Origin of the sequence: Acetobacter cerevisiae (genome assembly GCF_001580535.1) — a bacterium.
Classification (GTDB): domain Bacteria; phylum Pseudomonadota; class Alphaproteobacteria; order Acetobacterales; family Acetobacteraceae; genus Acetobacter; species Acetobacter cerevisiae.
Genome location: NZ_LHZA01000152.1, coordinates 66,339 through 85,744 on the forward strand (window position 1 = coordinate 66,339; position 19,406 = coordinate 85,744).

General features: G+C 56.5%; 19 protein-coding genes and 2 tRNA genes. 11 read left to right on the forward strand and 10 right to left on the reverse strand.

Annotated features, from left to right (window positions below):
• The first annotated feature begins 41 nt into the window (after window positions 1-41).
• Complete coding sequence (gene aldA / locus AD928_RS10565) at window positions 42-1,502, forward strand: aldehyde dehydrogenase (protein ID WP_062250402.1); 1,461 nt, start codon at window positions 42-44, stop codon at window positions 1,500-1,502.
• 81 nt (window positions 1,503-1,583) lie between these two features.
• Here the strand turns inward: aldA and AD928_RS10570 are convergent, their stop codons facing one another.
• The 3 genes from AD928_RS10570 to uvrA form a co-directional block, all read right to left on the reverse strand.
• Window positions 1,584-2,870: a YncE family protein gene (locus AD928_RS10570; RefSeq protein ID WP_062250436.1), complete on the reverse strand. Its 1,287-nt coding sequence runs from the start codon at window positions 2,868-2,870 to the stop codon at window positions 1,584-1,586.
• 135 nt (window positions 2,871-3,005) lie between these two features.
• Window positions 3,006-3,758 carry a creatininase family protein gene (locus AD928_RS10575; RefSeq protein WP_233420048.1) on the reverse strand — a complete coding sequence of 251 codons (753 nt, stop codon included), beginning with the start codon at window positions 3,756-3,758 and terminating at the stop codon, window positions 3,006-3,008.
• Between the two features lie 112 nt (window positions 3,759-3,870).
• On the reverse strand, window positions 3,871-6,762 hold the full coding sequence (gene uvrA / locus AD928_RS10580) for an excinuclease ABC subunit UvrA (RefSeq protein WP_062250406.1): 2,892 nt from the start codon (window positions 6,760-6,762) through the stop codon (window positions 3,871-3,873).
• A 225-nt stretch (window positions 6,763-6,987) separates the two neighbouring features.
• Here uvrA and AD928_RS10585 point away from each other — a divergent pair, with 225 nt between their 5' ends.
• The 4 genes from AD928_RS10585 to AD928_RS10600 all read left to right on the forward strand — a co-directional run bounded on the left by AD928_RS10585 (window position 6,988) and on the right by AD928_RS10600 (window position 9,340).
• Complete coding sequence (locus tag AD928_RS10585; RefSeq protein ID WP_061491145.1) at window positions 6,988-7,977, forward strand: tetratricopeptide repeat protein; 990 nt, start codon at window positions 6,988-6,990, stop codon at window positions 7,975-7,977.
• A gap of 74 nt (window positions 7,978-8,051) precedes the next feature.
• Window positions 8,052-8,690 (forward strand): LON peptidase substrate-binding domain-containing protein, encoded by a 639-nt coding sequence (locus tag AD928_RS10590; RefSeq protein ID WP_082779861.1) that lies wholly within the window; start codon window positions 8,052-8,054, stop codon window positions 8,688-8,690.
• A 22-nt stretch (window positions 8,691-8,712) separates the two neighbouring features.
• Window positions 8,713-8,907: a Trm112 family protein gene (locus tag AD928_RS10595; RefSeq protein ID WP_043550377.1), complete on the forward strand. Its 195-nt coding sequence runs from the start codon at window positions 8,713-8,715 to the stop codon at window positions 8,905-8,907.
• A 37-nt stretch (window positions 8,908-8,944) separates the two neighbouring features.
• A complete protein-coding gene (locus AD928_RS10600) occupies window positions 8,945-9,340 on the forward strand; it encodes a hypothetical protein (protein ID WP_231866226.1) in 396 nt (131 codons plus the stop codon).
• 6 nt (window positions 9,341-9,346) lie between these two features.
• Here AD928_RS10600 and AD928_RS10605 read toward each other — a convergent pair whose 3' ends face one another.
• The 5 genes from AD928_RS10605 to AD928_RS10625 all read right to left on the reverse strand — a co-directional run bounded on the left by AD928_RS10605 (window position 9,347) and on the right by AD928_RS10625 (window position 13,216).
• Window positions 9,347-10,771: an amidohydrolase family protein gene (locus tag AD928_RS10605; RefSeq protein WP_233420049.1), complete on the reverse strand. Its 1,425-nt coding sequence runs from the start codon at window positions 10,769-10,771 to the stop codon at window positions 9,347-9,349.
• A gap of 32 nt (window positions 10,772-10,803) precedes the next feature.
• Window positions 10,804-12,045 carry a multidrug effflux MFS transporter gene (locus AD928_RS10610; RefSeq protein ID WP_062250409.1) on the reverse strand — a complete coding sequence of 414 codons (1,242 nt, stop codon included), beginning with the start codon at window positions 12,043-12,045 and terminating at the stop codon, window positions 10,804-10,806.
• Window positions 12,046-12,066: 21 nt separating this feature from the next.
• Window positions 12,067-12,270 (reverse strand): hypothetical protein, encoded by a 204-nt coding sequence (locus tag AD928_RS10615; RefSeq protein WP_062141207.1) that lies wholly within the window; start codon window positions 12,268-12,270, stop codon window positions 12,067-12,069.
• A gap of 153 nt (window positions 12,271-12,423) precedes the next feature.
• Window positions 12,424-12,499: transfer RNA gene (locus AD928_RS10620), tRNA-Ala, on the reverse strand.
• An 84-nt stretch (window positions 12,500-12,583) separates the two neighbouring features.
• Window positions 12,584-13,216 carry a Maf family protein gene (locus AD928_RS10625; RefSeq protein ID WP_062250412.1) on the reverse strand — a complete coding sequence of 211 codons (633 nt, stop codon included), beginning with the start codon at window positions 13,214-13,216 and terminating at the stop codon, window positions 12,584-12,586.
• Window positions 13,217-13,584: 368 nt separating this feature from the next.
• Here AD928_RS10625 and hemE point away from each other — a divergent pair, with 368 nt between their 5' ends.
• The 3 genes from hemE to hemJ are packed head-to-tail and all read left to right on the forward strand — an operon-like array spanning window position 13,585 to window position 15,814.
• Window positions 13,585-14,667 carry a uroporphyrinogen decarboxylase gene (gene hemE / locus AD928_RS10630; protein WP_062250414.1) on the forward strand — a complete coding sequence of 361 codons (1,083 nt, stop codon included), beginning with the start codon at window positions 13,585-13,587 and terminating at the stop codon, window positions 14,665-14,667.
• The gene (locus AD928_RS10635) at window positions 14,664-15,356 is read left to right on the forward strand and encodes an HAD family hydrolase (RefSeq protein ID WP_062250416.1); all 693 of its coding nucleotides are present in this window, start codon (window positions 14,664-14,666) and stop codon (window positions 15,354-15,356) included. The genes hemE and AD928_RS10635 overlap by 4 nt, the downstream gene beginning before the upstream one ends.
• Window positions 15,357-15,361: 5 nt before the next feature.
• Window positions 15,362-15,814 carry a protoporphyrinogen oxidase HemJ gene (hemJ, locus tag AD928_RS10640; RefSeq protein ID WP_062141215.1) on the forward strand — a complete coding sequence of 151 codons (453 nt, stop codon included), beginning with the start codon at window positions 15,362-15,364 and terminating at the stop codon, window positions 15,812-15,814.
• A 238-nt stretch (window positions 15,815-16,052) separates the two neighbouring features.
• Here hemJ and AD928_RS10645 read toward each other — a convergent pair whose 3' ends face one another.
• Window positions 16,053-16,628 carry an NUDIX domain-containing protein gene (locus AD928_RS10645; RefSeq protein WP_062250418.1) on the reverse strand — a complete coding sequence of 192 codons (576 nt, stop codon included), beginning with the start codon at window positions 16,626-16,628 and terminating at the stop codon, window positions 16,053-16,055.
• 70 nt (window positions 16,629-16,698) lie between these two features.
• On the opposite strand from AD928_RS10645, the gene AD928_RS10650 reads away from it, so the two are divergent.
• The 3 genes from AD928_RS10650 (at window position 16,699) to AD928_RS10660 (ending at window position 18,733) form a co-directional block, all read left to right on the forward strand.
• Window positions 16,699-17,904 (forward strand): MFS transporter, encoded by a 1,206-nt coding sequence (locus AD928_RS10650; protein WP_062250420.1) that lies wholly within the window; start codon window positions 16,699-16,701, stop codon window positions 17,902-17,904.
• Between the two features lie 88 nt (window positions 17,905-17,992).
• Window positions 17,993-18,577 (forward strand): LOG family protein, encoded by a 585-nt coding sequence (locus AD928_RS10655; protein ID WP_062141218.1) that lies wholly within the window; start codon window positions 17,993-17,995, stop codon window positions 18,575-18,577.
• A 79-nt stretch (window positions 18,578-18,656) separates the two neighbouring features.
• Window positions 18,657-18,733: transfer RNA gene (locus AD928_RS10660), tRNA-Pro, on the forward strand.
• Window positions 18,734-19,085: 352 nt separating this feature from the next.
• Here AD928_RS10660 and AD928_RS15080 read toward each other — a convergent pair.
• The coding region (locus AD928_RS15080; protein WP_407639267.1) for a hypothetical protein at window positions 19,086-19,406 on the reverse strand (321 nt) is incomplete at its 5' end.

Here is a 19,406-nt window from a genome sequence, read left to right on the forward strand (position 1 = left end):
AGCGTCTGATGTTTCCAACTGCTTCAAAAAGGTGATTTTCAATGCCAACTTCACAAAACACGCCACATTATAATCTGTTTATCAATGGAGCATGGACCAAAGCCAGCGGCGGCGAAACGCTGGAAATTCGCAATCCGGCAACCGGCGAGATTGTTGCTGTGGTCGCCAACGGTGCGGAACAGGACGTGAAAGCTGCCGTTGCGGCGGCCTCCAAAGCCTTTCCGGCATGGAGCCGCAAAACGGCGGAAGAACGGGCGGATGCGCTTTATGCCTTTAAGGCACTGATTGAAAAAAATGCTGATCGTCTCGCGCATCTTATTACCAGTGAAATGGGTAAGCCGCTGAAGGAAGCCAAAACGGAAGTGGGCTTTGCCGCAGGACTGCTGCGCTTTGCTGCAGAAAACACCCGCAGGCTGGAAGGCGACATTATTCCGGGCAGCCGTCCGGGTGAGAAAATCCTGATTGAGAAAATTCCACACGGTGTCATTGGCGGTATTTCTGCATGGAACTTCCCGCTGGCCCTGTTCGCCCGCAAAGTTGGTCCGGCTCTGGCGGCAGGCAACACCATCGTTATCAAACCGCATGAACTGGCACCTCTGGCAGCGCTGGAAGCGACCCGGCTGGCAGAAGAGGCTGGGGTTTTCCCGGCAGGCGTTCTCAATGTTGTTCCCGGTGACGGCAAAGGCGTTGGTACCCCGCTGGTGGAACATCCGGATGTGCGGCTGATCACCATGACCGGCAGCACAGCGACCGGGAAGAAAATCATGGCGGCCGCAGCAGATACGTTGAAAGAAGTCCGGCTGGAACTGGGCGGCAAGGCACCGTTTATTGTCATGGATGATGCTGATCTGAACAAAGCCGCTACCGCCGCCGTTCTGGCGCGCTTTACCAATGGCGGCCAGGTCTGCACCAGTAATGAACGCACCTATGTGCATGCTACCGTGTATGACAAATTTGCTGATCTGGTCAGAAAGAAAATTTCCGCTCTGAAAGTCGGGAACCCGCTGGACGCCGCAACCGATATGGGGCCAAAAGTCAGTGAGCAGGAACTGGAAAAAGTTCATGCCATGGTTGAAAAAGCTGTCTCTCAGGGTGCCAAACTGGAAACTGGTGGCGAGCGCCTGAAGGGTGGCGTGTATGATAAAGGCTTCTTCTACGCGCCTACCCTGCTGACCGACGTTAAGGAAGACATGGATATTGTTCAGAATGAAGTCTTTGGCCCGGTCATGCTGCTGACCAAAGTGACGGACTTTGAGGACGCCCTGCGTCAGGCCAATGACTGCCGCTATGGCCTGTCCGCCTATGTCTTTACGCAGGATCTGAAAAAGATCATGCGCATCAGCACTGATCTGAACTTCGGTGAGGTCTATGTGAACCGTGAAGGTGGCGAAGCACCGCAGGGCTTCCACCACGGCTACAAGGATAGTGGCCTTGGTGGGGAAGATGGCAAATACGGTCTTGAGGCCTATGTGCAAACCAAGACAATTTACCTGAACGCCTGATGCCTGAACGCTCTTAATAAAAAAGCCCTTCCTCGTTATGAGGAAGGGCTTTTTTCATGCTGTCAGACGTATTGATCAGGCTTAGCGGAGAATGCCGGTGTGCCCGATGGAATAGCGGCCCGGCTGCGGCCAGACGGTCAGACCGTGTGGTTCTGCACCCACCGGAATTTTCTTCATAGAGCCGTCTTCCGTGTTGATCTGATAGGCAACATCGTCAAAACGGCCTGAAAGCCAGAGGGTTTTACCGTCTGCGCTCACATTGCCCATGTCCGGGCTGCCGCCTTCCGGAATGGGCCAGTTGGCGACAATCTTGTTGGTTGCAAAATCGATAACCGTCACGCCACCCGCCTTGCTATGCGGTTTACCATGAATTTTATGAGACCCACGGTTCGCGACATACATTTTTGTGCCGTCACGGCTGGGATACAGGCCATGTGTGCCGACACCCGTCGGGATAAACCCGATTTCCTTGAAGCTGTCGCCATCCACCATAAAGACACCATCGGCCATCATGTCGGCCACATAGAACGTCTTACCGTTGGGGGAGATCAGAATATCCTGCGGCATGCCACCGCTGGAAAGCTTCAGGTAGCCCAGCACAGTTTTGTTAACGGTATCGACCTTCACCAGATGGCCACCAAATTCACAGGTGAAAATGGCGTAGCGTCCATCAATGGAGAAGTCTGCGTGGTTCACGCCTTTACAGTCCGGCGTTTCCACTGACTGCTGGAGCGCCATGGTGTGCGGGTCACGGAAGTCCAGCCGCTTACGGGCTTCGGCCACCACAATGGCGGATTTACCATCGGGCGTGAAATACATGTTGTAGGGATCATCCACGGCAACAGCCGGACCGGGCTTGCCGGTGCGGGCATCAATGGGGGTCAGGCTGCCATTTGTGGTGCCTTCCGCATTGTTCGTCACCCACAGGGTGCGCAGATCCCAGGACGGCACAACATGCTGCGGGCTTTTGCCAACCGGGAAGCGGTCCACAACCTTGGATGTGGCCGGGTCAATCACAGAGACATCGTTAGAGCGCAGGTTGGGCACGTAAACACGGGCCGGGTCCTGTGCCACTTCCGGATTGATATGATCCGGCGCAGTCTCACTATACAGATTGGCCGGGTTGATAACCGGCGGCATGCCCGGAATGGTCTGCACGGCAGTCGGGGCTGCCGGCGCGGATACTACCGGCTGAGTGGAAGAACCCTGCGAAGCAGGCACCTGCGCCGGGGCGGGCTGCGGGGCAGCAGACGGCGCTGTTGTCTGCACAGGGGACTGACTGGCTTCCTGCGCAACGGCCAGACTGGTCCCCGCACCTAAAGCGACAAACACAGCCGTAGCGGCTGCCAGATGTCTTTTTACTACCATAATATTACAGCCCATCCCTTTCTTGTGCTGTCATCATCATGCGATGAGGCTTTAGCACATGGGTGATTAGGCGTCTATTTTTGACTTTCTGGCAACTCGGCTTTTTTTATTGAGACTTATTCTTAGAGATTGTGTTCAAAACCCTCGGGCAGACTGAATAGCCTGCACTGCGGCATTGATCTGCATCGCAAGACCAGCCTGCCCAAGCGAGGCAGACGCCCTGCGCGGATCACCCCCATAAATACCTTCCTGCGCAGAAGGCGCACCAGAATGACGCAACGCATCCTGCCGCACCATGGAAGGATCAACCGCCAGCATCAGCGAGGTATCGCTAATGTCTGCATGCTGCCCCACATCCTTCCCGTAGCCCTGCTGCTTCAGCCAGTCTGCATACTGATGTGCAATAACGGTATAAAATCCGCTGACATAGAGCGCCTTCGCACCCGTGCCGTGCCATTTCTGGTTGAGCACCGCAGCGGCTTTTTCCATATACTTCTGGTAGCCTCCATGGTCCCCCACAAAGACAATCAGCCTGAAACCCTGCACCTGAAAACTCTCCCCGGCGGAGACAAGGAGTTTTTCAAAAACATCCGGCGGCACGGTAATGGTGCCGGGAAAGCGCATATGGGAGGAACGGGGAGACGTGCCTCCCTCCGGCACATAGGCCACAACGGGCGCCACCAATGTTTTTCCGGTCTTCCCGGCAATCTGTTCTGCCAGATACGTAGCCCGCTCATTATGCTTGCCAACAGCAATATACGGGCCACTCTGTTCCGTGCCGCCCACAGGGATGATAATGGTCGTCACCCCTGCCGCCACACCGGACTGAATTTCTGTCCAGGTGTATTTTTCAAAGAGCACCGCATTAGCCGCGCTGTCAGGCTGCACGCTTCCCGCACTCTGCGCAAAGGCCGGTGCGGAAAATAAGCCTCCTACCAGAACAAGAGCAGATAAAACTGACCGAAAAATAATGCTTTTTTTCTTTTTTACGGACACAGTTTTACTTCTTCTTTTTTCTGGTTTTTGCCGGAGCACGTTTGAGCAGGGGAGCCAGAAACTGGCCTGTATAGCTCTCCTTACAGGCCGCAATATCTTCCGGCGTCCCTTCCGCAACAATACGGCCACCGCCATCGCCGCCTTCCGGGCCAACGTCCACAATCCAGTCCGCGGTTTTGATCACTTCCAGATTATGCTCAATGACAATTACCGTATTGCCCTGATCAACCAGCGCATGCAGAACTTCCAGAAGTTTTCTGACATCTTCCGTATGCAAACCGGTTGTGGGCTCATCCAGAATATAAACCGTGCGACCAGTTGCACGGCGCGCCAGCTCCTTGGAGAGCTTCACGCGCTGCGCTTCCCCACCCGACAGGGTTGTCGCCTGCTGTCCGAGGGCGACATAACCCAGACCAACTTTTTGCAAAATGGCCAGTCGATCCCGGATACGCGTCTGCGCTGAGAAGTAGGGCAGGGCTTCATCCACGCTCATGGCCAGCACATCGGCAATGGATTTGCCACGGAACTTGATGTCCAGCGTCTCGCGGTTGTAGCGCGTGCCCTTACAGGTATCGCAGGTGACAAACACATCCGGTAGGAAGTGCATCTCGATCTTGAGAACACCATCCCCCTGACACGCCTCACACCGTCCGCCCTTCACGTTAAAGGAGAACCGCCCCGGCTTGTAGCCGCGCGCCTTGCTCTCCGGCAGTTCGGCAAACCAGTCCCGGATAGGGGTGAACAGATCCGTATAGGTGGCCGGGTTGGAGCGAGGTGTGCGTCCAATAGGAGACTGGTCGATATCAATAATCTTATCGAGCAGTTCTATCCCTTTGATCGCTTTATAAGCTTCAGGAGACTGAGAAGACCCCATCAACTGGCGGGACAACGCTTTATAAAGCGTATCAATCACCAGTGTGGATTTCCCGCTGCCGGAAACCCCTGTCACACACGTAAAGGTTCCCAAGGGGAAATGTGCTGTAACGTTCTTCAGGTTATGGCCGGTTGCCCCTTCTACCGTCAGGACTTTTTTCTTGTCATACGGGCGTCTGTGTTCCGGAACGGGAATGCTCTTGCGCCCGGACAGATACGCCCCTGTCAGGCTTTCCGGGACTTTGGCAACTTCTTCCGGCGTGCCCGCAGCAATCACCCTGCCGCCATTCACACCGGCTCCCGGCCCCATATCCACCAGCCAGTCTGCACTCCTGATGGCGTCCTCATCATGTTCAACAACAATCAGAGTATTACCCAGTTTTTTTAAACGCTCCAGCGTGCCCAGAAGCCGTTCATTATCGCGCTGATGCAGACCAATAGAGGGTTCATCCAGCACATACAGAACCCCGGTCAGGCCGGAGCCAATCTGGCTTGCCAGACGGATACGCTGGCTTTCCCCGCCAGACAGCGTGGCGGAACTCCGGGAAAGGGTCAGGTAATCCAGCCCGACATCATCCAGAAAGGTCAGGCGTTCCTGAATTTCACGCAAAATGCGCCGGGCAATCTCGGCTTTTTGCGGGGTCAGGGTTGGCATGACGGTCTCAAACCAGTCCAGTGCCTTACCAATTGGCAGGTCACAGGCCTGCGCAATGGTTTTATCCGCCACGCGCACAGACAGCGCCTCGGGCCGCAGACGCGCACCATGGCAGACGTGGCACGGCTTTTCGGACTGATAGCGGGAAAGTTCTTCCCGCACCCACATGCTGTCCGTGTTGGCCAGACGCCGGGCCAGACTGGCCAGAACGCCTTCAAACGGTTTGCTGACCGTGTAGCTTTTCCGGCCGTCCTGATACGTAAACTCGATGTTCTCATCAACGCCGTTCAGAATTCCATCCTGAGCAGCTTCTGGCAGGTCTTTCCAGGGCGTGTCCATGCTGACGCCAAAATGGGCAGCCAGACTGGTCAGCGTCTGTTCCAGCAAAGGCGATTTTGCATCTTTCCAAGGTGCAATAGCGCCTTTGCGCAGAGACTTTGACTCATCCGGCACGACAAGCGCCGGGTTGAAGAAGGTTTCAGACCCCAGACCATCACAGGACGGACACGCCCCCTGCGGCGCGTTGAAGGAAAACAGGCGTGGTTCAATTTCTTCCAGCGTAAACCCGCTCACCGGGCAGGAAAAGCGTGAAGAAAAGACCAGCCGTTCCGGCTCGGCGTCTTTGTCCTTCAACACTTCTTCTGTGTAGGCAATGCCGTCAGACAGGCCGAGAGCGGTTTCAAAACTGTCCGCCAGACGGGATTCTATCCCCTCTTTGACCACCACGCGGTCCACCACGACTTCCACCGTATGGCGCAGTTTGCGGTTCAGGGCCGGGACGTCGGCAATTTCATACAGCTCGCCATCCACTTTCACACGGGTGAAACCCTTGCGCTGCAATTCTCCCAGTTCCTTGCGGTATTCGCCCTTGCGGTCACGGATCACGGGGGAGAGCAGCAGGAGGCGCGTGCCCTCCGGCAGAGCCATCACACGGTCCACCATCTGGCTGACGGTCTGGGCTTCAATCGGCAGGCCGGTCGCGGGAGAATAAGGCACACCAGCACGCGCCCAGAGCAGACGCATATAGTCATAGATTTCCGTCACGGTGCCCACGGTGGAACGCGGATTTTTGGACGTCGTCTTCTGCTCGATGGAAATGGCCGGGGAAAGTCCTTCTATGGAATCCACATCCGGCTTGCCCATCAGTTCCAGAAACTGGCGGGCATAGGCAGACAGGCTTTCCACATACCGGCGCTGGCCTTCGGCGTAGATCGTGTCAAACGCCAGTGACGATTTGCCGGAGCCGGAAAGGCCCGTCACCACCGTCAGACAGTCACGCGGGATATCGATATCAACATTTTTGAGGTTGTGCGCCCGTGCCCCGCGCACACTGAGTTTCTGAGCACTGGGAAAAGATGGATTGTCCATAAAATACCGCTGCCGTTCCTGTTTTGTCCTGTATGCCGCCTTTGCCGCCCTCCATGCAATCAGGGAATGGCCGCCCGACACCTCTTCTGTGTTGATATGGGACGTCTCTCGCCAATTCCCATTGCACCGGGGCACATGATTGACCATTTAGAAAGATAATGCGGTGTGTGCCGCCGGGTGGACCCCACGCCATCCACCATCGTTTTGAGCTAAGGATGACACCAGATGGACCATATTATTGGCCAGCAAGCCCCTCAGGCTTCCGGCAGTCTGATGCAGGACCCGCTGGCACAGGGGCAGGCCGCCGCCCCTCAGGCATCAGCACCCCTGATTATGGATGGCTCACAGGCCACCTTCATGCAGGATGTGATTGAAGCCAGCCGTTCCATTCCCGTTCTGGTTGATTTCTGGGCAGACTGGTGTGGCCCGTGCAAGCAGCTGGCTCCGGTGCTGGAAAAGGTCGTCACGGCGGCTCGCGGCAAGGTCCGGCTTGTTAAAATTGATATTGAAGCCAACCGTGCTCTCGCTGCCCAGCTGACGCAGATTGGCCTGCCGTTGCAGTCCATCCCGATGGTGGCGGTATTCTGGAAAGGCCAGATTCTGGATCTGTTCCAGGGCGCTTTGCCGGAAAGTGAGATCAAGAAATTTGTTGAAGGCGTGCTGAAAGCCGCTGGCGGCGGCCCGCTGCCCGCAACGGAACTGTTGCAGGAAGCCGCTGTGGCCATGGAAACCAACCAGCCCGCACACGCTGCGGAACTGTTCTCTGGTGTTCTGGGCGAAGAACCGGAAAACCCGAAGGCATGGGGCGGGCTGATCCGCGCCATGCTGGCTCTGGATGATGAAGAGGCAGCAGACGCAGCCCTTGCGGACGTGCCTGAAAAAATCAAGGACGCACCGGAAGTTGCCGGGGCACGCGCAGCCCTTGAACTTAAGAAGGAAGGTCGCAAAGCCGCGCAGGAAATGGAAGAGGTTCACGCCCGCCTTGCCGCCAACCCGGATGACTACGCCGCCCGGTGTGAGCTGGCGACCGGCCTGAACGTAGCTGGCAAGCGGGAAGAGGCCGCGGACGAACTGCTCCGTGTGATCAAAGCCGACCCGAACTGGAACGAGGGTGCCGCAAAACAGCAGCTTTTCCGCTTTTTTGAAGCCTGGGGCCATGATGACCCGGCTACACTGGCGGCCCGCCGTCGCCTCTCCTCTCTTCTGTTTTCCTGATAAGGTCGAGCTTGGCTTCCTACCTGCCTGACGACGAGATTCTGCGGCACGTCCCCAGAGTTTCAGACCTCACCATGGCCGATATCCCTGCGGAAATCGGCCTGTTTCCCCTGAGCGGTGTTTTGCTGCTGCCTCGGGGGAAACTGCCGCTGAACGTGTTTGAGCCGCGTTACGTGGCGCTGGTGGAAGATGCGCTGGCATCCCAGAGGCTGATCGGCATGATCCAGCCTCTGTGGGGGGAAGAAGATGAAGAGGAAGAAGGCAAGATACCGCCCCTCTACACCATCGGGTGTCTGGGCCGCATTACCTCCTTTACGGAACGGGCCGATGGCACGTTTGCCGTCACCCTGAGTGGCGTGGCCCGGTTCCGGGTGCTGCGGGAGACAGGTCTGCACAGAGGATATCGGCAGGCGCGGATTGATGTCTCATCCTTTGTGGGCGATCTGAGCGAAATCCCTTCAGAACCGTTCAACCGCGAAAAACTGCTGGACTCTCTGCGCCGTTATTTCCGGCAGAAGGGGTTATCGGCCCGCTGGTCCATCATTGAACAGATGGAAGATGATACCCTGCTGGTCACTCTTCCCATGATCTGTCCTTTTCCTCCGGCAGAAAAACAGGCATTGCTTGACGCAGGCAGCCTGACAGACCGTGTGCGCGTGCTGCAGATGCTGGTAGACCTGTCTGGTCCTGAAGAGGAAGGCCCGCCTTCCTGAACATTTTTTATGGGTGACATTCATGTCTGGTGCTGACATTTCTCCTCCGCTCGACCCGCGGCTTCTTTCCGTTCTGGTTTGCCCGGTGACCAAAGGCCCGCTGACCTATGATGCCACCACCAATGAGCTGATCAGCGCGCAGGCCAAACTGGCCTTCCCCATCCGTGATGGGATTCCCATCATGCTGCCGGAAGAAGCCCGCCATCTCGAAGGCTGAGTTTTTCAGCATAGCAAGGCCTGGATAACGCTCTGCCGTGAAACGCTGCGCCCCTCAGCTCAAAACCAGACAGCGCCCCCGCATCATGCTGGGAGCGCTGGTTCTGGCTGCCCCTCTGCTGGCCGGATGCCATGTGGACATTGAGGGCGAGAATATCGATATCCCGCCAGAAAGGCCGGGCCGCTTCCTGCCCGAAGCCGCCCCCGCGGAAGCCCGCGCGGCACAGGAACAGGAACGGCGTGAGGATATGGCGCGCAATAATGGCCAGAACCCTGACAAGAACCAGCTTAAAGACCGCTATGAACCGCTGGCTCCGTCCGATGCTGCAACCGGCCCGCTGGAAGCAGGCGACGGTCACAGCGTTATTCCGGAAACACAGGCCATTTACGGCAAGCGGGAACAACCCCAGCAGTCAGCCCCGCAACAGCATTAAGCGATGTTAGCGTGGCACCAGCGGCCCGGCAGCCCGCACACCGCCACGCCAGACAGCGGCAATCTGATCCACCGCAGCAATATTTTCAGCCGGATCAGCTTCCAGAACAACAAAATCCGCCCGCTTTCCGGGTGCAATCACCCCGCGATCCGACAAATTCAGCAGAGCCGCCGCCTGACTGGTCGCCAGTGTCAGCGCCTGCAACGGCGTCAGCCCGGCTTCCACCAGAAGACGTAATTCCCTGTGTTCCGCAAAACCGGGAATACGAACGGGAGCAGCGCCAGAATCCGTGCCAAAACCAATTTTCACACCGGCTTGATAGAGCGTGAGCAGATTTTTCTGGTTCATGGCGACGGCGGCGTGGGAGGCTTTAGCCAACGGAGACGTCGCGACTTTCTGCCGCCATGCGGGGTCTGAAAACTGTTTTTGCAGGTCCGCATTCAGTCCGGCTTTCAGAACCGGGTCGTTCAGAATCTCGGGCTGCTCGGCAAACAGATAGGTCGCCTCATCCAGACTGATGGTGGGGATATACCACACACCCCGGTCTTTCATGGCGGTGATGAACCGACCATCCACTGGCTCATCCCGCACACCATGCGCGATAATGTCGGCTCCGGCGGCCACAAGCCGTTTGCCGTAATCCAGATCATGAATATGCACAGCCACACGCAGATTCTGGCTATGCGCTTCAGTAATCACTGCCTGCCAGATTTCCGGCTTCATGACGGGCAGGGGCTTCTGGCTGGCTACCCCATTGCGGAAATCATCCACCCAGAGCTTCACAAGGTCCGTATGCTCACTGGCCATGGTGCGCACGACCTGCTGTGCTTCCGCAACGGTTGCCGGACGGAAAATCTGATCTTTCCCGACCTTGACCATCCCCTCCGGCGGCATTCCGCCCGGCACGCCAATCCCCTGATCGACCCCGAACAGATCCGCGCCCGTTGCCCCATCTGCATGCTGCGCACGGCGGAGGTCATCAAACAGAGGGGATTTTGTCAGACCCAGCGCGGTGACGGTCGTCACGCCGTAGCGTTCATACTGGTCCAGTGCGGCCTTGATGACAGGCACCGTAAAGTTTTCAGCCCCTACGGAGGTACCGGAGACCACACCCACATGGCTGTGGTCGGTAATCAGACCGGGGATCAGCGTTTTACCGGACAGATCAATCCGCTGCGCGCCTTTAGGGGCCTTAACGTGCCCGCTGTGGCCAACCGAGGCAATCCGTGGTCCCTGAACCAGAACAGCCATATCGTCCTGTTCTGCCGCCCCGGTGCCGTCAAACAGACGCACATGCTTCAGCAAAACGGCGGAGGGGGTCTGCGCATGTGCCTGTGCTCCAAAGAACCCCAGACTGACGATACCCCCTGCAACACCCGCCAGCAGCAGGCGGGAAAGCCCCCGCACCGCTGTTTCTTCTCTAAACGCCACGCCATGACCCGTCCTTTTCTATCAGACGGTGCTTAATCCTCGTCGGCGCCAATTTCCGGTGCATGCCGCCGCATGAGGTCCGCACCTGCCATTCCCAGAATGCCCACCATCATGCCAATGGCAGTTGGTATTGCGCTGCCGCCGGGCAGCAGACCCACCAGAACACTACTCAAAGAACTGATGCCAAACTGCATGGTTCCCAGCAGAGCCGAGGCGCTGCCAGCGTGCTGACCGTGATGGTAGAAGGACATCACCGTAGCATTCGGCCCGATAAAGCCCAATGCTCCGGTAATGCTGGCAATCAGCGCACAGGTCAGAATTGCGTGATGTTCGCCGGCAATGCCGGTCAGAGCCAGCACCGTGAACAGCGCCCCGGCCCCCAGCGCCCAGAACAGACCCGTTTCCAGCAGGACCGGCATGGCAACCCGATGCACCAGTCGGCCATTGATCTGTGTGCCCAGAATAAAGGCTGCCGCATTCACGCCAAAAAATGCCCCGAACTGACCGGGCGTGAAATGCAGCACCTGCTCAAACAGCACGGGCGCACTGCCGAGATAGGCAAACATCACAAAGGTTGAGAACGTGGCAATCAAAGCATTGGAGAGAAAAAGCGGCTCCTGACTGATTGTGATGTAACGGGTCAGAATTTTAACAGGTGAAAGTGCAACCCGCCGCTCAGGCCGCAGGGTATCAGGCAGGCAGCAGAACAGCCCGACAATGGCGGCCAACGCATACAGCGTGCCAATCCAGAAGATCCACCGCCAGTTGCCAAACTGCAAAACCAGACTGCCAAAGCTGGGAGCCAGAACCGGCATGACGCCAAACACCAGTGTGAGCTGAGACATCAGCTTCGCACCTTTTTTGCCCGTTGCCACATCACGCACAATCGCGCGCGGAATCACGGCACTGGCGGAGCCACCGACAGCCGCTACAAACCGGCATACACAAAACAGGTGGTAATCCTGCACAACCGCACAACCAGCCGAGGCGATGGCAAAAATCAGCAGGCCAAGCATAAGCGGCACACGGCGCCCAAACCGGTCAGACAGAGGCCCCTGAGAAAACTGCCCCAGCGCCAGACCTAAAAACCAGGCGGCCAGCGTGAACTGAGCTGACCCTTTCCCGCCCCCCAGATCCTGCTCCACCTCCGGAAAGGCCGGAAGATACATGTCTGTGGCTACGGGCCCGATGGCCGTCACCAGACCAAGCAGGACGATCAGCCAGGGCGTAAAGCCGCTTCCCGGCACAAAAGGGGCAGGCGAAAAACGCGGCATGTTTTGTAAAGTCCCAGCCTGTTAAATTCCCAGCCAGCCAGAAAACATCCAGAGGCCGGCAATCAGTAGCGCCCCTGCTATCAGAACGGGGAGGAGGATCGTTAGCAGAAAACTGCCTTTGGGCTCGGCTGGTTCAGCAATGCCGGCTTGTTGAAAAAGCTGGTCTGCCCGGGCATCCGCTTCTGCGTCCTCAGGGGTTTGTTCCGTCCAGTTATCCTCGGCCATGCTTCACTCCTGCTGACACACTAACTAATGCGCCTGTCTCAAGAGCACTAGCACATAATGCGAGAACACTTTGCTTACAGCACAAACACAAGAATGCTGAGACAATTTGGCCTGAAGCCGTTTTAAATTGGGAATTTTGAAGGAGAAGGAAACTGGTGGAGCCAATCGGGATCGAACCGACGACCTCCTGAATGCCATTCAGGCGCTCTCCCAACTGAGCTATGGCCCCACACTGTTCCAGTCAGGCCACGGTGACGTGGCTTGCTTGTGCACGCCTGATACAAGACGATTCCAAGACTGACAAGTCCCTATTTTACGAAAACAGTACACCCATCTCCCGCAACCCTTCCAGCAGCGGCAAAAGGGGCAGGCCGAGAATGGCTGTCTGATCCCCCTCCATCCGGGCAAACAGATGCAGGCCCGGCCCTTCAATCCGGTAGGCACCCACGGAATAGAGGCACTCTTCCCCTTCCTCCGCCAGATAGGCCTCCAGAAATGCATCAGAAAAGGGCCGCATGGTCAGGTTGGGCTCAGAGACATGCTGCCACAGCACCTGGCCGTTCCGGCAGACCACCACCGCCGTATGCAGCATATGCGTTTGCCCCCTTAAAGAAAGAAGCTGCTGCCGGGCCGCGTTCAGGTCCGCAGGTTTGTCATACCAGTCCCCCTTGCAGGAGAGCATCTGGTCCGCACCAATCACAAAGGCATCGGGACAGGAGACGGAAAGCGCTTTGGCTTCTGCCAGACGGAGGGCAACGGTTTGGGCCGCAGCACCTTCCGCACGGCCTGCTCTTTTAAGAGGCTCTTCATCAACGGAGGATGAGAGGACGGAAAACGTCAGTCCGGCATTTTCCAGAAGCGTGCGACGAATGGCTGAACCACTCGCCAGAACCAGTTTATGGCGCGAGTCCTGTATTGGAGTCGGTTTGATTACTAAATCTGGCACGAAAGCGAGTCTCTTTCAGGTACTAAGCAATAAGGGGGCTGTGAGTAATCTCCTGAGTACCGGGGTACATGTGGATTGTACGGCGATCATGACAAGCACGTACCGAGTACCGTGCACAACTCGCAAGAGTCATGAACCGGTGAGTTGTACACAGCCTCATTTGGGTACAATCTGGATAACTCCAAAAACCTTAGCATTTCCAACGGTCTGTAATCTGTACACAGTGTGGGAAAGATGGGGTACATTTTTGGAATGGTGGGTACCCCGTCATCCACAGTACCCCTTAACCTCTAAATCCATTTCTATTCTTTTATTTTATATTTTAGGACCGTGGACAGGTTGGACAAAGACGTGCAGGACTTCAGGCCATGACCAGCAAGACAGATATCCCCCCCTCCAAACGCCTGCTCAGAACATTGAACGGTGAGGCTGTCTGGCCACCGCCAATGTGGCTGATGCGACAGGCAGGACGTTTCCTTCCCGAATTCCGGGCCATGCGTGCCAGAGCAGATTTCCTGACACGCTGCATGACACCGGATATTGCGACAGAGCTGACCTTGCAGCCCATCCGTCGCTTCGGGATGGATGGTGCCATTCTGTTCTCCGATATTCTCATTCTGCCCTGGGCTATGGGACAGTCCCTTGAGTTTGTTGAAGGCACAGGCCCGGTTCTGGGCGCTATCCGCAGTGAAGCGGATCTCGCAAAACTTGACCCGGAACGCATTGCAGAGGTGACAGCCCCTGTTCTGGAAACATTGTCCCGCCTGAAAGCTATTCTGAACGGGCCTGACGATATTGGCGTTGCAAAAGGTGGCGCCACAACACTGCTAGGTTTTACCGGCTCTCCCTTTACCGTCGCCTGTTACATGGTTGAAGGTGGCGGATCGCGTGAGTTCGCCATTACGCGCACCATGGCATTTTCCGAACCCGCTTTGTTTGATCGGCTGATGGCGCTGCTGACGGAACAGACCGCAACCTATCTGTGTGCACAGATTGAAGCGGGCGCTGAAGCCGTCATGCTGTTTGATTCCTGGGCGGGCCTGCTCTCACCAGCAGAATTCCGCAAACATGTCATCGCCCCAACACGGCAGATCGTGCAGACCATCAAAGCCCGCTACCCCTCCGTGCGCGTGATCGGTTTCCCGCGTCTTGCTGGCGTGATGGTTGCTGAATATGCGCGTGAAACCGGCGTGGATGTTCTGGCACTCGATACCGGAGCAGATTTTGCGACCGTGCGAAGCATGGTGCCGGAGCATGTTGCTTTGCAGGGTAATCTCGACCCTGTTGCTGTTCTGGCTGGCGGTGAAGCCATGCGGCGTGAGGCCCTGGCTGTGCGGAATGCTGGCCGTGGCCGGGCGCATGTTTTCAATCTGGGTCATGGCGTTCTGCCGCAAACACCGGTTGAGCATGTGGCGGATCTGGTCAAAACAGTTCGGGAGACAGAACTATGACACAGGCTTTAGCACTTTCTCCTGAAGGGCAGCTGAAACTTGTCATTTTTGATTGTGATGGTGTGCTGGTTGATAGCGAGCAGACCTGTTGCCGGATCAGCGCGGAAGAAGCCCGCGCTGTCGGCCTGAATATTCCGGCAGAAAACGCGGTTGATGAATTTTCCGGCATGGCGCTGCCGGAAATTCAAAAAGATATTGAAAAGAAAACCGGAAAATCTCTTGGGCCAGACTGGGCTAATCGCGTTCAGAAACGTTTTGTAGAGGCCATGAAGAAGGGTGTGGAACCGATTGATGGCGTCCACGCCATGCTGGATGGTGTGAAAAAACTCGGTTTGCCGGTGCGTGTTGGCTCCAATTCCTCCGTTGAGGAAATGGATGCAAAATTCATAGCGACTGATATGACGCACTATTTTACAAACCGCGTCCATTCTGCGCGGGATATGGGTGTGCCAAAACCGCGCCCTGATGTGTATCTGCATGCTGCCGAGCAGGAAGGCGTTTCTCCTGCAAACTGTGTTGTGCTGGAAGATAGCAATACCGGGGCACGAGCTGCTGTCGATGCCGGGATGATGTGTGTTCTGCTCCGTCCTGGAACTGAGCCTGTACCGGACTGGCCTAATCTTGTCCGCATTCGCCATCTTTCAGAATTTGTACCGCTTTTGCAAAAAGCCTTGCAGAGTCAGGGATAAAAATCATGACCTTTGACGCTCTTCTGCCCTGGGTACGCTGGATTCTGGCTTTTCATGTCATGTCTGTCATGGCGTGGATGGCCGGGCTTTTCTATCTGCCGCGTTTGTTTGTCTACCATTGTCAGGTGCAGATCGGGTCAGAAGAGAGTGAGCGGTTCAAGATCATGGAGCGCAGATTACTGCGGGCCATCATGAACCCGGCCATGTTTGCCAGCCTGCTGTTTGGGGTGCTTCTGGTGTTAACGCCCGGAAGTGTGGACTGGCAGGCTGGCTGGTGGCATTCCAAACTTACAGCCGTTATCGGTATGTTTGCATTTCATGGGTTTTGTTCCCGCTGGCGGCGAGAGTTTGCGGAAGACCGGAACCAGCATGCTGAACGGTTTTACCGTATGGCGAATGAAGTGCCGACAGTCCTGATGATGATCATTGTCATCATGGTTATTGTTCGCCCATTCTGAATAATCAAAAATGGCTCCTGAGGCTGCTTTGCGAAGGGCAGAAAATTGCGACTTCAATAAACAGATTCAGGAGCCAGATACGGTAAAATTTCTGACAAAAATGATCGTTATAGACCAGGATTTTTTATGGATTTAGAACGATACATTCATAAAAATCCTTTAAAATTAAATAGAAATTTCCATATATAATATTTCTGAATAAATTCAGAAAGCCAGCATTCTCTGGGTTATTCTCTTTTTAAATCAATCCCTGAGCACGCAGCAGGCCGAAGGCTGAAAGTGTAACCATGCAGGTGATCTCGTTCTTACGGATCATCTCTTCGACCTCTTCCAGGAAAAGCGTATGGCAGGTCATATCCTGTTCCGTTTCTTCCCGCGCACAGGGGCCTTGCGTCAGGCCGGTCGCCAGATAGACGTGCCCTTTTTGCGTGGTGAAACCGGCTCCCTGATACATGATGCCGGCATGATGCAGGGTTTTGGCAATCAGCCCTGTTTCTTCCTGTAATTCGCCAGCAGCCAGAGCCTCCGGGGCAGCATCGGGCCGGTCTTCCCACATGCCCATGGGTAATTCCCACAGGCGCTTGCCAATCGGATACCGATACTGGTTGACCAGTGTCACGGTGCGGCGTCCGTCTTCGGTCTCTCCCAGCGGCAGGATAACAACAAATTGACCGCGCTCGACCACCCCATAGAGCCCATCTTTGCCATTGGGCCGCCGAATGATGTCTTCCCTTACGCGGGTCCATGGGTTTTCATAGGCAATACGGGAAGAAAGCGTGACATATCCGCCAGCGTCAGGAAGAGGCTTCGTCATCAAACGGGTCTTTCATCTGGAAATGGGGTCTTAAGCGCGATTTATAGCATCATTTTTTGAGGAATGTTTCATGTCGGAAGGGGCTGTCCGCACGTCCTCGGTTACGTTTGTCATTCTGGCCGTCGTGGTTTTTACGTTATTTTGTTACACGGATATCGGCCTGCAAATGGCGGTGGTGCCACTGTTTGTGCGGGAAAAACTCGGCTTCAGTTCCGCTATGGCCGGGTTTGCCGTCTCTGTTCAGTATCTGGCGACCTTTGCCTCGCGCATTGGGGCAGGCAAACGGATTGATACAGGTGGCCCCAAGCGTGTGGTGCTGATGGGCCTGAGCACGGGTGTCCTGTCCGGCTTTTTGCTGGTTGTAGCTGCCCTGCTCGTGTCCTGGCCGCTTCTTTCCTTGCTGTTTGTGCTGGCAGGCCGGATTGCGCTGGGGGTGGCTGAAAGCTGGGTGGCAACGGCGGTCATTGTCTGGAACATCCGCAGGGCAGGGGTCAGTAGAACAGCTCAGGTCATTTCCTGGAACGGTGTGTGTTCTTATGGGGGTATAGCCTTAGGCGCTCCCATTGCTACGATGATCTACCACGGCGTGTCTTTGCCCATTCTGGGCGGTTTTGCGGATGTGGGGTTGCTCTCTGCCGTGCTGATGGGGGTTGGTATCCCATTGGCTCTGCGGCAGCCTTCTGTGCCCCCTCTGGCGGCGGGCAAGCAGCCATCGTTTTTCACCGTGCTAGGGCTTGTGCTGCCCTACGGGCTGGCGCTTGCGGCCGGGTCAGTCGGCTTTGGGGCCATTTCTGCTTTGCTGGCCCTGTATTTTTCTGACCAGAACTGGAGCGGCGCTGCTTTTGCGCTGGCCCTGTTCGGGCTTACCTTCGTGCTGACGCGCTTTGTTTTCACGCGGCAGATTGCCAAACATGGCGGAAACAGTGTGGCGATTGTCTCCCTGTTTGTAGAGGCTCTGGGCCTGTTTGTGCTGGCCTTTGGCCAGAGTGCAGCATGGGCAGATGCGGGGGCGGCTTTGACCGGGGCCGGGTTCTCTCTGGTGTTTCCTGCTCTGGGTGTAGGCGCTGTGGCGCAGACCGGGCCGGAGAACAAAGGGGCGGCTATTGGTGCCTTTTCGGTCTGTCTGGACATCGCCATTGGTGTTTCAGGGCCTCTGCTGGGGCTGATGATCCCGCTTTGGGGCTACGGAGCCGTTTTTCAGGCCGCCGCTCTCATCAGTCTTGTCGGCGTCGTGCTGTGTGTTCTGCTCAAAAAACAAACCCGGCTTGCTCGCTGAAACAGTCTCGTAAAGATTTTCCGTCCTGCATCCGCCGTGAAAACACGGTATGGTTTTTTGCTTACTGAGAAAGAAGGAGAAGGACCGCATGCCCTCTACCCTGAACGCCGTTGCCGTTTTCTGTGGCTCTCGCTTTGGGAAAAGCCCGCTCTACAAACAGGCCGCACAAAATGTGGGCCATACATTGGCACAGGCTGGCATCCGTCTGGTGTATGGCGGTGGGGCGCATGGGCTGATGGGCGTTGTGGCGGATGCCACCTTGTCCGCAGGTGGCGCGGTAACCGGCGTAATCCCCGACTTTCTGGAAAGTCGGGAGAAAATGCATGAGGGCGTGGCGGAACTGATTGTTACGGATTCCATGCACACCCGGAAGCAGATCATGTTCTCACGGGCGGACGCGTTCTGGATTCTGCCCGGCGGCTTTGGCACGTTTGATGAGATGATGGAAATCCTGACGTGGAAGCAACTGGGGCGACACAGCAAGCCGATTATTCTGATTAACGTGGAAAAATGGGCCGATACGCTTCTTGCTGCGCTGGATGCTGCCGTGGAGCAGGGCTTTGCCGCATCCACAGCCCGAGCCATGATTGAGTGCGTGCCGGACGTTGAAACAGCTCTGGCGCATTCTCAAAGCGCAGAAAAAACAGACCGCGTAGCTGTCGAACAGCTTTGATCTGGCAGAGAATTACACTTCTCTGCGTTTCAGCTCTTGCTAAGATGGCCTGAGAGGGGTATAGCCCGCTCACGGTCATCGGAGTGTAGCTCAGCCTGGTAGAGCACTGTGTTCGGGACGCAGGGGCCGGAGGTTCGAATCCTCTCACTCCGACCAGACTTTTCCCCTGAAAATAGAAATAGTATACTGGGCTCCAGCCCGTCAGATGATGGGTAATCAGGCCTTTCCCCCTCCGCATGTTTTGCGTTTTACGCAGAGCAGAAGGGGCCTGTATGCCTGCTTCAGCCATCAGATTGCCGTAGGATTATGCCATTCTCTCTTGGAAATGGCGGGAAATCTGAGTCTTATGTCAGAGCTGACATGTATGAACCATCCGACGGCTTTCTGTAGAAATCCGTTGAACGGTTTCCCATTTCTTCATCAGAGAGTGATGTGTTCCGCACAGGAACAGGTGCCAGAACAGGCCGGACAATCTGGCCATAAGAGGGGGCAGAGGATGACACGCAACTCACTTCATTACGGACGGCTGGCCGCGAGCCTGCTTCTTGCCTGCGCGCTGTCTCCCGTAGCTCTGGCACATCCCGGTGGGGGAGGTGGCGGCGGAATGCATGGCGGTGGTGGTTTTGGCGGTGGAGGCGGTGGCTTCCATGGAGGAGGCCCCGGTGGTTTCGGGGGCGGTGGCAGACCCGGCGGGGGCTTTGGTGGCCCGGGAGGCGGGTTTCACGGTGGTCCCGGCTTTGGTGGGGGCGGCTTTCGTGGTGGTGGTCCCGGTTGGGGCGGCAGACCGGGCGGCGGCTTTTATCGTGGAGGCGGCGGCTGGGGCCGTGGT